The following is a 13268-nucleotide window of genomic DNA, read 5'->3' on the forward strand; positions in this document are numbered from 1 at the left end:
AGGCCGAACCGCTGAGATGTAGTTTTACTACGAAAGAATGTTGCAGGGGGCTGAATCAACCGTTGTTTTGTAGTAAAACTACAGAGCCCGGCCCTACCCCCGGCCAAACATCCAAGAACATATACGCACCGGCCCACAAAGCCGGCCGCGAAGCAGGCAACCGATTCTGGAAGCCTTTCCGCCCTGGAGCAAGCCATGCAAGATCTCGATCCCGTCGAAACCCAGGAATGGCTGGACGCCCTCGAGTCAGTACTCGACCGCGAAGGTGAAGACCGCGCCCACTATCTGATGACCCGGATGGGGGAACTGGCCACCCGCAGCGGCACGCCACTTCCTTATGGCATCACCACGCCGTACCGCAACACTATCCCCGTCACCCGCGAAGCCAAGATGCCCGGCGACCTGTTCATGGAGCGCCGCATTCGCTCCTTGGTCCGCTGGAACGCACTGGCAATGGTGATGCGTGCGAACCTGAAGGACCCGGACTTGGGTGGACACATTTCCACCTTCGCCTCCAGCGCGACGCTGTACGACATCGGCTTCAACTACTTCTTCCAGGCTCCTACCGAGGAGCACGGCGGCGATCTGATCTACTACCAGGGCCACGCTTCCCCCGGTATCTATGCCCGCGCTTATCTCGAAGGCCGCCTGAGCGAAGACCAGATGCTCAACTTCCGTCAGGAAGTCGATGGCAAAGGCCTGTCGAGCTACCCGCACCCGCATCTGATGCCCGACTTCTGGCAGTTCCCGACCGTTTCCATGGGTCTGGGGCCGATCACTGCGATCTACCAGGCACGCTTCATGAAGTACCTGGAAAACCGCGGCTTCATTCCCAAAGGCAAGCAGCGCGTCTGGTGCTTCATCGGTGACGGAGAGTGCGACGAGCCGGAAACGCTTGGCGCCATCTCCCTGGCCGGCCGCGAAAACCTCGACAACCTGGTATTCGTCATCAACTGCAACCTGCAGCGCCTGGACGGCCCGGTTCGCGGCAACAGCAAGATCATCCAGGAACTGGAAGGCGTGTTCAAAGGCGCCAACTGGAACGTCAACAAGGTCGTCTGGGGCCGCTTGTGGGATCCGCTGTTCGCCGCCGACGAAGATGGTCGCATGCAGCGCCGCATGGACCAGGCAATCGATGGCGAATATCAGAACTACAAGGCCAAAGACGGCGCTTACGTGCGCAAGCATTTCTTCGGCGCCGACCCGGAACTGCTCAAGCGCGTCGAGAGCATGTCCGACGAGGAAGTCTGGAAGCTCAACCGTGGCGGTCACGACCCCTATAAGGTCTATGCGGCCTACCATCAGGCGGTCAACCACAAGGGCCAGCCGACAGTCATCTTGGCCAAGACCATCAAGGGCTACGGCACCGGTGCCGGTGAGGCGAAGAACATCGCCCACAACACCAAGAAAGTCGATATCGACAGTCTGAAGAAATTCCGCGATCGCTTTGATATCCCGGTCAACGATTCGCAGCTCGAAGAACTGCCGTTCTACCGTCCAGCCGAAGACAGCGCGGAAATGAAGTACCTGCGCAAGTGCCGCGAAAAGCTCGGTGGCTCGCTACCGCAGCGCCGGCCGAAGAGCTTCAGCATCCCGACACCGCCGCTGGAAACCCTCAAAGCCGTCCTCGACGGTTCCGGCGAGCGTGAAATTTCCACCACCATGGCTTTCGGCCGGATCCTGTCGCAACTGGTCAAGGACAAGGACCTCGGCAAACGCATCGTGCCGATCCTCGCGGACGAGGCGCGCACCTTCGGCATGGAGGGGATGTTCCGTCAGCTGGGCATTTACTCGCCGGTAGGGCAGCTGTACGAGCCAGTCGACCGCGATCAGGTGATGTACTACCGCGAAGAGAAGGACGGGCAGATCCTGCAGGAAGGTCTCAACGAGGCCGGCGCGTTCTCATCCTTCATGGCCGCCGGTACCGCCTACAGCAACTACAACCAGCCGATGCTGCCGGTCTACATCTTCTATTCGATGTTCGGCTTCCAGCGTATCGGCGACCTGGCCTGGGCGGCGGGCGATGCACAGACTCGCGGCTTCCTGCTGGGCGGCACGTCCGGGCGCACCACGCTCAACGGCGAAGGCCTGCAGCACGAGGACGGCCACAGCCACATCCTCGCCAGCACCATCCCCAACTGCCGCAGCTACGACCCCACCTACGGCTACGAGCTGGCGGTGATCATGCATCACGGCATGCACGAGATGATGGAGCTGCAGAAGAGCGTCTATTACTACATCACCGTGATGAACGAGAACTACCAGCAGCCGGCCATGCCGCAGGGTGTCGAGGATGGCATCATCAAGGGCATGTACCTGCTCGAAGAAGCCAAGGGCGACTTCAAGCACCGTGTGCAGCTGTTGGGCTCGGGCACCATCCTGCGTGAAGTACGCGCTGCTGTGGACATCCTCGCTAAGATGGGCGTCGGCGCCGATGTCTGGAGCGTCACCAGCTTCAACGAACTGCGCCGCGACGGCCTGGCCGTGGATCGCTGGAACCGTCTGCACCCAACCGAAGAGCCGCGCAAGACCTACGTCCAGCAGTGCTTGGAAGGCCGCGAAGGCCCGGTTGTGGCCTCGACCGACTACATGAAGCTGTTCGCCGACCAGATCCGTCAGTGGGTACCTTCTCGCGAGTACCAGGTGCTGGGCACCGACGGCTTCGGCCGCAGCGACTCGCGCGCCAAGTTGCGTGACTTCTTCGAAGTCGACCGTCGCTGGGTCGCCGTCGCCGCACTGCAGGCACTCGCCGATCGCGGGGCCATCGAACGCAAGGTCGTGGCCGAAGCCATCACCGAGTTCGGTATTGACCCCGAGAAGCGCAATCCGCTGGATTGCTGATGCTGCGTGCGCACAGGAGAACCTATTGTGAGTGAAACCATACGCGTACCCGACATCGGCAGCGGTGAGGGTGAAGTTATCGAGTTGTTCGTCAAGGTCGGCGACCGTATCGAAGCCGACCAGAGCATCCTGACGCTCGAATCCGACAAGGCCAGCATGGAGATCCCCGCGCCCAAGGCCGGCGTGGTGAAGAGTCTGAAGGTCAAGCTGGGCGACCGCCTGAAGGAAGGCGACGAGTTGCTGGAGCTGGAAAGCGAAGAGGGTCAGAGCAGCGAGGCACCGGCGCAAGCCGCTGCCGAGCCGGCTGGCGCAGCAGCCGGCGGCCCGGCCGATGAAGCCGAAGCGGCTACCCCTCCCGGCGATGACAATCCATCAGCTTCCGCCAACGAGGGTGAATCGCAGGAGATCAAGGTCCCGGATATCGGTTCCTCGGGCAAAGCCAGTGTGATCGAGATTTCGGTCAACGTCGGCGACACCATCGACGCCGAGCAGCCGCTGATCACTCTCGAATCAGACAAAGCCAGCATGGAGATTCCGTCTCCCGCGGCCGGCGTGGTCGAGAGCATTTCCGTAAAGATCGGCGATGAGGTCGGCACCGGTGATCTGATCCTGATCCTCAAGAGTGCAGCTGCAAGCAAGCCGGCGACAGCGAGCAGCGCACCGGCAGCTCAGGCGCAAAGCCAGCAGCAGAAGCCAGCCGAACAAGCAGCCGAAGAACCTGCGGGCGAGTCCGTGGAAGAGGTTCGCATTCCGGACATCGGCTCCAGCGGCAGCGCCAATGTCATTGAAGTCATGGTCAAGGCCGGCGACAGCGTCGAGGCGGACCAGTCGCTGATCACACTCGAATCCGACAAGGCCAGCATGGAAATTCCGGCGCCCAAGGCGGGCGTGGTGGAGTCTGTGTCGATCAAGGTCGGTGACGAAGCCAAGACAGGCGACCTGATCCTGACACTCAAGGTGGCAGGCGCAGCCCCTGCGAAGAAATCCGAAGCCAAGCCGCAGGAGGCTGCACCACAGCAGCAGGCGGTCGCGCCGAACAAGCAGGGCGTACCGGAAGCCAAGGCTGCCGCGACGCCAGCGCCGACGGTAAGCGGCCCAAGCAAAGCCGGCGCCAAGGTTCACGCCGGCCCCGCGGTTCGCATGACCGCACGTGAATTCGGTGTCGAGCTGGCCGATGTCCAGGGCACCGGTCCGAAGGGGCGGATTCTCAAGGAAGACGTTCAGGCCTACGTCAAGACCATGATGAACAAGGCCAAGCAGGCCCCAGCAGCAGGCGCCGCGGGTGGTTCGGGTATCCCGCCGATTCCTGAGGTCGACTTCAGCAAGTTTGGCGAAATCGAAGAAGTACCGATGACCCGCCTGATGCAGGTGGGTGCCGCCAACCTGCATCGCAGCTGGCTGAACGTACCGCACGTGACCCAATTCGAGTCCTCGGACATCACCGAGCTGGAAGCCTTCCGCGTTGCGCAGAAATCGGTCGCGGAGAAGGCCGGCGTCAAGCTGACGGTGCTGCCGCTTCTGCTCAAGGGCTGTGCTCACCTGCTCAAGGAACTTCCAGAATTCAATGCCTCGCTCGCACCTAGCGGCAAGGCAGTGATTCGCAAGAAGTATGTGCACATCGGCTTTGCGGTGGATACACCGGACGGCCTGCTGGTACCGGTCATCAAGAACGTCGACCAGAAGAGTCTGCTGCAGCTGGCAGGCGAGGCGGCGGAGCTGGCCGAGAAGGCCCGCACCAAGAAGCTGTCCCCGGATGCCATGCAGGGCGCCTGTTTCACCATCTCCAGCCTCGGCCACATTGGCGGTACCGGCTTCACGCCGATCGTCAATGCACCGGAAGTGGCGATTCTGGGCGTTTCAAAGGCAACCATGCAGCCAGTGTGGGACGGTAAGGCCTTCCAGCCCCGCCTGATGCTGCCGTTATCGCTGTCCTATGACCACCGCGTCATCAACGGCGCCGCAGCGGCGCGCTTCACCAAGCGCCTGTCCGAGCTGTTGGCGGATATCCGCACGATGCTGCTGTGATCGCCTGGTACTGAACAGCCCTGCCCGACGGGGCTGTTCATATCAACGCCTCAAGCCTCAAGCCTCAAGCCTCAAAACTTGAGGCTTCTTGCTTCTGGAGAGCGGCCTAGCCTTTCTGCAAATTGCGAAACAGAAAGGACAGTGCCTTGGCTAGCTCCTCGGCTCCTTTGGAATCGCGCAGTATGGTCAGCCAGGGCTCGCCACCGTTTGGGCTGGTAAACGAACAAACGATGCCTTGTGGTGGACATTGATACTGCAAATAGGGATCCATTCCGAAAACCGAAAGGCTGCGATTACGCACGGCGACATTGCCAGACGCATCGCGCCGCTCTTCGCGGATACGCAGTTCGCCGGGAGCCCCCAGGCTCAAACGGTAACTCAGGTCCTGCGGATGGGCTTGTCCGACTTGGTACGCCGCTTTTAACGTGTGGGTCTCCAGCAAGGCATTACTGTGCGCCAGCAGGGCTTTCCGCTCATCCGAAGTAAGATAGAGCGCCTTCAGCTCCGCCAGATATTTTGTCGCCTCCTCGGAGCCGAAAGTGCCCGTTTCAGCGGCTTGCAGCGGTACGCTGGCACCCAGAAAAAACGAGATCAACAGTAACTTCGAAAGCAGGCTTGTCAGTCCCTGTCGCATGATGCACCCTTGCTGTAGCTTAATATTATTTAGCCATCGTTTCGCCCAGGAAGCGCCGTGATCTGCGGCTTGCAAGGCGACTCCCGCAGCATACTGGAAGCAAACCGCTCGATGAAAATACATACCGATGCCGCCAGCCGTTTGGCGACCGAGGTTGTGACGCAGTTGCCAGTGCCTTCCAGGCTCGGGATGCTGCGTTTCGAGCGTTTGAACGAATCCAGCTGGGCATTGCTTTACCTGGATCCCGCTTGCGAGCGCCACTTTGGTCTGCCGGCCCACGAGCTGTGCTCATTGATAGATTCGCCCTACGCCAGCCTGATGGAGCCGGCAGTGCGGCTAAGAACGCACGATATCGTCCAGGCTCAACTGGCCACCCAGGGTCATTATTCCATCCGCTATTGCCTGCATTCGGCTAACGGCGTGCTGGATCTCCTGGAGATCGGCGAACTCTGCCAGCAGTATGGCCGCGAGCTGCTCCGGGGCTATCTGGTCGTAGAGCCACGCGCGGCTGACGTGCTGCCTGCTCTGGAATTACCCGCGACGACACTCAATCGGTCAGCAGACGTTTATTCGCAAACCGCTGACGTACATCTCGAGCACCTGATTCGTTCACGGGCCCAGCAGAGCCTGATCGTGCGTCTGGCCCGGCATCGCTATAGCTCAGCCGATCCACAGCTGGAAGCCGCGCGATTGGTCACCCAGGCCGCTTGCGAAGCCTATGGCATCGCGCGAGCGGCGATCTGGCACCTGAACGGCAATCAGCTCGAAGCCATTGCCGCATACCGGCGTGACAACGACAGCCAGGAATACCCGTCGGCGTTGGATATGTCCGCCTGCCCTCGTTACATGGAAGCGCTGCATGGCGGCCGCGCCATCGACGTACCCAACGTCCTGGAAGATCCCCGCACCCAGGAACTGATCGAAGACTTCTTCAAGCCGCGGGGCATCACCTCCATTCTGGACGCAACCATACGGGTGGGAGGGGAAGTCATCGGTGTGCTCTGCCTGGAGCATTCCGGTAGCGCACGCGTCTGGCATGCCGATGAAGTGGCGTTCGCGGGGGAATTGGCGGATCAGTACGCGCAGGTGCTGGCCAACCAGCAGCGACTCAGCGCCACACATACCCTGCACCTGTTCCAGCGAGCAGTGGAGCAAAGCGCAAGCGCCTTTATTCTGGTCGATAAGAACGGCGTCGTCGATTACGTCAACCCGAGCTTTACCGCCATCACGCAATTTTCCGCCGACGAGGTCCGCGGACGCCGTCTCACGGAGCTGACCTCGCTGGAAAACCTCAGCGAGCTGCTTTTCGACACTTCATCCAGTTTGGCGAAAAACAATAGCTGGCAAGGTGAGTTTCGCAGCCGGCGCAAGAATCTCGAACCGTACTGGGGGCAGCTGTCGATCTCCAAGGTGTACGGTGAGAATGGCGAACTGACACATTACATCGGCATTTATGAAGACATCACTCAAAGCAAGCTGGCGCAACAACATATCGAGCGCCTGGCCTACACCGACAATCTGACCAGCCTCGGCAACCGCCCATTCTTCATCCGCAGCATCGAAGAGCGCTTCGCCAACGACAAGCAGCCCCAGCTGTGTCTGCTACTGGTAGACATCGACAACTTCAAGCGGATCAACGACAGCCTGGGCCACCAGACCGGCGACAAGCTGCTGACCAGCCTCGCCCGGCGTCTGCGCAACAGCCTGAACCGGGACAGCGTCCTGGCACGCTTCGCCAGCAACGAGTTCGCCCTTCTACTCGACGACATGGATCTGGAAGAAGGCCAGCATCTGGCGAATCAGGTGCTGCGCATCCTCGACAAGCCATTGTTCGTCGACAAGCAGCTGATCAGTGTCAGCGGTTCCCTGGGTCTTGCCTGCTCACCACTGCATGGTCGCGACCCGGAAACACTGATGAAACATGCAGGCCAGGCCCTGCACAAGGCCAAGGCCAACGGAAAGAATCAGGTGCAGGTGTTCACCGAAGCCCTGCACGCCGAAGCCAACTACAAGCTGTTCGTGGAAAACAACCTGCGCCGCGCACTGGTGCAGAACGAACTCGAAGTCTTCTACCAACCCAAGCTCTGCTTGCGTAGCGGTCGATTGCAGGGGCTGGAGGCATTGCTGCGCTGGAATCACCCGGAAAAAGGCATGATCCGGCCCGATCAGTTCATCAGTGTGGCCGAGGAAACCGGTTTGATCATTCCCATCGGCAAATGGGTTGCCCGTGAAGCGTGCCGGATGGGCCTACAGCTTGCTGCGCTGGGTATCGGCTCGCCACAGATCGCGATCAACCTTTCACCGAAGCAGTTTTCCGACCCCGAGCTGGTCGGTTCGATCGCTACCATTCTGTCCGAAGAGAGGTTGCACCCAGGCAGCCTGGAACTGGAGCTGACCGAGAGCCTGCTGCTCGAAGCCACCGAGGAGACGCGTCAGCAACTGATCGGCCTGAAGGCGCTCGGGGTGACATTGGCGATGGACGACTTCGGGACCGGCTATTCGTCATTGAGTTACCTGAAGAAATTCCCCATCGACGTGATCAAGATAGATCGAAGCTTCATCAAGGACATTCCGGACAGCCAGGACGACATCGAAATCACCTCCGCCGTGATAGCCATGGCCCGCAACCTTCACCTGAAAGTGGTCGCGGAAGGCATCGAAACGCCTGAGCAGCTGGCATTTCTACGCCATCAGCGCTGCGATATCGGCCAAGGCTATCTGTTCGACAAGCCCATCCCCGGCAACCAACTACTCGTTTCACTGCGCCGTTATCCGCACTGGCTCTAAACCTTTCGTCCGCGTAGCGCCTTAGTCAGCACGCGTTGGTTTTGCGCGCTTGGTAGCCTAGGCTACCAGCAGCCCTTCTATTCAGGCTTGAGGACCACCATGACCCTGCGTTCGCAAATTCTCGTTCACAAACAGGCGCTACCCGACGCGGAACAAGCCCTCCCCGGTCGCGCCACGGCAGTCCCTGTTCCCGAGGCCCATTTCGTCAATGGCAACCCACTACAACCGCCCTTTCCCGCTCACCTACAGCAAGCGATATTCGCCATGGGCTGTTTCTGGGGTGCCGAACGGCGGTTCTGGGAGCAGCCCGGCGTCTGGAGTACGGCTGTTGGCTACGCCGGTGGTCACACGCCAAATCCGACTTACGAGGAAGTCTGCTCCGGTCTCACCGGACACACCGAAGCCGTATTGGTTGTATTCGATCCGCAGCAGATCACTTACCGGGAGCTACTCAGGCTATTCTGGGAGGCGCACAACCCGACTCAAGGTATGCGCCAGGGCAATGACATCGGCACCCAGTATCGCTCGGCCATCTACTGCCTCGACAGCGCCCAGCAGCAAGAGGCTCGCGCCAGCGAAAGGCGCTTTCAGGAAGAGCTGAGCAAGCACGGGCTGGGCAGTATCACCACGGAAATTGCCGATGCTCCAGCGTTCTACTATGCCGAGGCCTACCATCAGCAGTATCTGGCGAAGAATCCCGGTGGTTACTGTGGACTCGGTGGCACAGGAGTATGTATGCCAGCCTGAGCATTAAGCTCCGCATGCAAGGCCAGTGTGACGCTGGCCAGTCGGCGTCTCGGCTGGTAAAAAAAGAAAACCCCGCCGAAGCGGGGCCTTTGCAGACTGAATCCTGACATCCGTGACTTGCGCCTTCCTGGCGTCGTTCCGTTACGCTTCCGTATTTTCTTATGCGCTTCCCTACGCCGCGTCCATAGCGCAAAAGACTACCGCTCGGTCGCCAGGACCAGTAGTAGCAATTTTGCACCACGATTTGTAAGCAATCACTTACAAGGAAGCCGATCCCTGGCTCGGCATGTAAGTGATTGCCTACAAACGATGCAGGTCTATGACTGGCGTAGTGGCGCATCGTTCCCAAACATGGCTAATTAATTTCATTATGCCTTCACGGGTTAAGCTGTTTAGAACTGTGCTGCATCGAGTAGATACAGCGAAGCGCTACCGGCCCGCGCCGATGCGCTCAGCGAATGGATACGCGGCAGCAGGCGCGCGAAAAAGAAGCGCGCCGTGCCCAGCTTGCTCGCGTAAAAATCGTCCTGACTTTCCTTGCCCCGCGCAGCGCTCGCCATCCGTGCCCACATATAGGCGTAGGCGGTGTAGCCGAACACATGGAGATACTCCACCGAGGCGGCACCTATCTCGTTGGGGTTGTTCTTCGCGCTGTCGAGAATGAAGGCTGTGAGCTCGTCGAGATTAGCCACGGCGGCCTTGAGCGGCGCGATGAACTCCTCTAGCTCCGAATCGGCTGTCGCACAGTAGCGGCGGATCTCGTCGGTGAAAGCCTTGTAGAGCTCGCCGCCGCTGCCCACTACCTTGCGCCCCAGGAGATCCAGGGCCTGAATCCCGTTGGTGCCTTCGTAGATCTGCGTGATCCGGCAGTCACGCACCAGTTGCTCTTGACCCCACTCCCGGATGAAGCCGTGGCCGCCGAAAATCTGCTGACCGTGAATGGTGGTTTCCAGGCCCATATCAGTCAGAAAGGCCTTGGCCACCGGTGTCAGCAATGCCACCTGCGCTTCGGCACGCTGACGGGCCTCGGCGTCGTCACTGAACTTGGCGATATCCAATTGCAGCGCGACGTAGCTGGAGAATGCACGACCGCCCTCGTTCAAGGCCTTCATGGTCAACAACATGCGGCGCACGTCTGGATGCACGATGATCGGATCGGCGGCCTTGTCCTGCGCCACCGTGCCGGTCGGCGCGCGACTCTGAATGCGCTCACGCGCATATTCAATGGCGCTCTGGTACGAACGCTCACCGGTCGACAACCCTTGGATGCCGACACCCAGACGCTCGTAGTTCATCATGGTGAACATCGCCGCGAGGCCCTTGTTCGGCTCGCCAACCATCCAACCGGTGGCGCCGTCGAAGTTCATCACGCAAGTGGCCGAGGCCTGGATGCCCATCTTGTGCTCGATCGAACCACAGCTCAGGCTGTTGCGCTCGCCCAGGCTGCCGTCTTCGTTGACCATGACCTTGGGCACCAGGAACAGGGAAATGCCGCGTGAGCCGGCCGGCGCATCGGGCAACTTGGCCAGCACCAGGTGGATGATGTTGTCGGTCAGGTCGTGCTCGCCGCCAGTGATGAAGATCTTGGTGCCACTGACTTTGTAGGAGCCATCGGCTTGTGGCTCGGCCTTGGTGCGGATGATGCCGAGATCGGTGCCGGCATGCGGCTCGGTCAGGCACATGGAGCCGGCCCAGATGCCGGCGTACATGTTCGGCAGATACTTCTGCTTGAGCTCCTCGCTGGCGTGGGCGTAGATCGACAAACATGCACCGGAGGTCAGCATCGGATAGAGGCCGAAGGCCAGGCTGGCGGAGTTCATCATCTCCTCGACCTGCGCCGAGATCGTCTTGGGCATGCCCATGCCGCCATAGGCCGGATCGCCGCCGACGCCAACCCAGCCGCCTTCGGCATACAAACGATAGGCTTCTGCGTAACCGGCCGGCGTGCTGACCGCCCCGTCAACCCAGTGGCAGCCTTCTTCATCGCCGCTACGATTGAGCGGAGCGATGGTGTTGGCGGTAATCTTGCCTGCTTCCTCGAGAATCGCCTCGGCGGTTTCCGCATCCACGACCTCCGCCAGCGCTGGCAACGTCTGCCAGAGCTTCGGGGCATCGAAGACTTCATTCAGGACGAATCGCATATCGCGCAGCGGTGCTTTGTAGTCAGCCATGGAAAAGGACCTCGCAGAAACGTGTCGCCTGGCCGGTTGGCCGGAGCAGTTCTGCGAGTCTAACTGAAGACTTGTAGACGCCCGAAGGGTCTTAAAGTGACTAACGGGTTCTCGTCACGACAGTGCTTCCACCCTGTTTTTCAGCCGTCGCTGCATACCGATTGAGGCCTAAGATTCCCGGCCACGTCCAATAAAAACGCCCGCACAGGGCGGGCGCTAGGCAAACCGTTGGATTAGAAAATGAACTGGTCGGCAGGCAGTTTCATCAGGCTTGCACCACCGGCTTCGATAGCCGATTTGTGCGCCGCGGTACGCGGCAGCAAGCGCGCAAAATAGAATTCAGCGGTGATCAGCTTCGCTTGGTAGAACGCGGCATCGCCATCTCCCGCCTCCAGTTTGCTCTGGGCAACCACGGCCATGCGCAGCCAGAAGTAGCCGAGAATCAGGTAGCCGCAGTACATCAGATAATCGACCGACGCTGCGCCGACTTCGTCAGCGTTCTTCATGGCGGCCATGCCTATTCGCTGGGTCATCTCGCCCAGATCGCGGTTTATGACGGCCAGCTGCGACACATAGCTCTGCAACTGAGGATGCTCGGCGTTGGTCTCGCAGAACCGATGCACTCGTTTGGTGAAGCCAAGCATCAGCTTACCCTGGCTGCCGAGGACTTTGCGGCCAAGCAGGTCGAGTGCCTGAATGCCATTGGTGCCTTCGTAGATCGGCGCGATGCGGCAATCGCGCATCAGCTGCTCCATGCCCCATTCACGGATATAACCATGGCCGCCGAACACTTGCATGCCCAGGTTGGTCACCTCCAGGCCGGTGTCGGTCATGAACGCTTTGCAGATCGGCGTGAGAAAAGCCAGCAGGGCCTCGGCCTCCTGGCGCTGACCTTCATCGGGGCTGTGGATCTGGTCGAGCAACTGTGCAGTGAAATAGGCCAACGCGCGGTTGCCTTCGTTGAAGGCTTTCATGGTGAGCAGCATGCGCCGCACGTCCGGGTGGACGATGATCGGATCGGCTGGCTTGTCTGGATATTTTGTCCCGCTCAGTGCGCGCATCTGCAAGCGCTCGTTGGCGTATTGGACGGCGCCCTGATAGCTCGCCTCGCCATTGCAGAGCCCCTGCATGCCCGTGCCAAGACGTGCATGATTCATCATGGTGAACATGCAGTTCAGGCCCTTGTTCGGCTCGCCGATAAGAAAGCCCGTGGCGCCGTCGAAGTTGATCACACAGGTAGCGGACGCCTTGATTCCCATCTTGTGCTCGATGGAACCACAGGCGACACCATTGCGCTCGCCCGCTTCGCCGGAAGCGTCAGGCAAGAACTTCGGCACGATGAACAACGAGATCCCCTTGGTACCGGCGGGCGCATCGGGCAGCTTGGCCAACACCAGATGCACGATGTTTTCGCTCATGTCGTGCTCACCGGCGGAGATGAATATCTTGGTACCGCTGATGGCGTAGCTACCGTCAGCCTTAGGCACAGCGCGAGTCTTGATCAAGCCCAAATCGGTGCCGCAGTGGGACTCGGTCAGGCACATGGTGCCGGTCCAGCGGCCCTCGGTCATGTGGGTCAGATAGGCGTGTTTCTGGTCGTCGGTGCCGTGAGCAGCGATCGCGGCCATCGCGCCGTGCGTCAGCCCTGGATACATGCCAAAGGAGGTATTGGCCGAGCCGACCATCTCTCCGATGACCAGTCCCAGCGAATGCGGCAGACCCTGTCCGCCATAGGTCGGGTCCGAGGCCAGCCCCATCCACCCGCCCTGTGCGTACTGGGCAAAGGCCTCTTTGAAGCCCTTGGGAGTCGTCACCACGCCGTTGTCGAAATGGCAGCCCTCTTCATCACCGCTGCGATTGAGCGGCGAGAGAACCTGCTCGCAGAACTTGGCACCCTCCTCAAGGATGGCGCTAACCATGTCCGGAGTGGCGTCCTCTGCGCCGTTGGCAGCATAGCTGCCGTGGAAGTCGAACACTTCATCGATCAGGAAGCGCATGTCGCGCAGGGGAGCCTTGTAAGCGGGCATATCGTTCTCCAGAAGACAGCGCGGTGCATTGTTATA

At 60.2% G+C, this 13268-nt stretch carries 7 protein-coding genes; 4 read left to right on the plus strand and 3 right to left on the minus strand.

From position 1 onward, the window contains the following. The first annotated feature begins 195 nt into the window (after positions 1-195). Both aceE and aceF read left to right on the plus strand, forming a co-directional pair. Positions 196-2841, plus strand: a complete 2646-nt coding sequence (gene aceE / locus UF78_RS19530; protein WP_045163879.1) for a pyruvate dehydrogenase (acetyl-transferring), homodimeric type — start codon at positions 196-198, stop codon at positions 2839-2841. Positions 2842-2868: 27 nt separating this feature from the next. Then, entirely contained in the window at positions 2869-4866 is a 1998-nt protein-coding gene (gene aceF / locus UF78_RS19535) for a dihydrolipoyllysine-residue acetyltransferase (protein ID WP_045163880.1), read from the plus strand. A gap of 106 nt (positions 4867-4972) precedes the next feature. Here the strand turns inward: aceF and UF78_RS19540 are convergent, their stop codons facing one another. Next, positions 4973-5500 (minus strand): hypothetical protein, encoded by a 528-nt coding sequence (locus UF78_RS19540; protein WP_230623706.1) that lies wholly within the window; start codon positions 5498-5500, stop codon positions 4973-4975. Positions 5501-5611: 111 nt separating this feature from the next. On the opposite strand from UF78_RS19540, the gene UF78_RS19545 reads away from it, so the two are divergent. Then, positions 5612-8287 (plus strand): bifunctional diguanylate cyclase/phosphodiesterase, encoded by a 2676-nt coding sequence (locus tag UF78_RS19545; protein ID WP_045164366.1) that lies wholly within the window; start codon positions 5612-5614, stop codon positions 8285-8287. Positions 8288-8386: 99 nt separating this feature from the next. After that, positions 8387-9034 carry a peptide-methionine (S)-S-oxide reductase MsrA gene (gene msrA, locus UF78_RS19550; protein WP_045163881.1) on the plus strand — a complete coding sequence of 216 codons (648 nt, stop codon included), beginning with the start codon at positions 8387-8389 and terminating at the stop codon, positions 9032-9034. Positions 9035-9426: 392 nt separating this feature from the next. Here msrA and UF78_RS19555 read toward each other — a convergent pair whose 3' ends face one another. Together UF78_RS19555 and UF78_RS19560 are read right to left on the minus strand one after the other, a co-directional pair. Continuing rightward, positions 9427-11205 carry an acyl-CoA dehydrogenase C-terminal domain-containing protein gene (locus tag UF78_RS19555; RefSeq protein WP_045163882.1) on the minus strand — a complete coding sequence of 593 codons (1779 nt, stop codon included), beginning with the start codon at positions 11203-11205 and terminating at the stop codon, positions 9427-9429. 233 nt (positions 11206-11438) lie between these two features. Continuing rightward, a complete protein-coding gene (locus UF78_RS19560) occupies positions 11439-13232 on the minus strand; it encodes an acyl-CoA dehydrogenase C-terminal domain-containing protein (protein WP_045163883.1) in 1794 nt (597 codons plus the stop codon). Positions 13233-13268 lie beyond the last annotated feature (36 nt).

This window comes from Stutzerimonas stutzeri (assembly GCF_000952685.1).
Taxonomy (GTDB): Bacteria; Pseudomonadota; Gammaproteobacteria; order Pseudomonadales; family Pseudomonadaceae; genus Stutzerimonas; species Stutzerimonas stutzeri_E.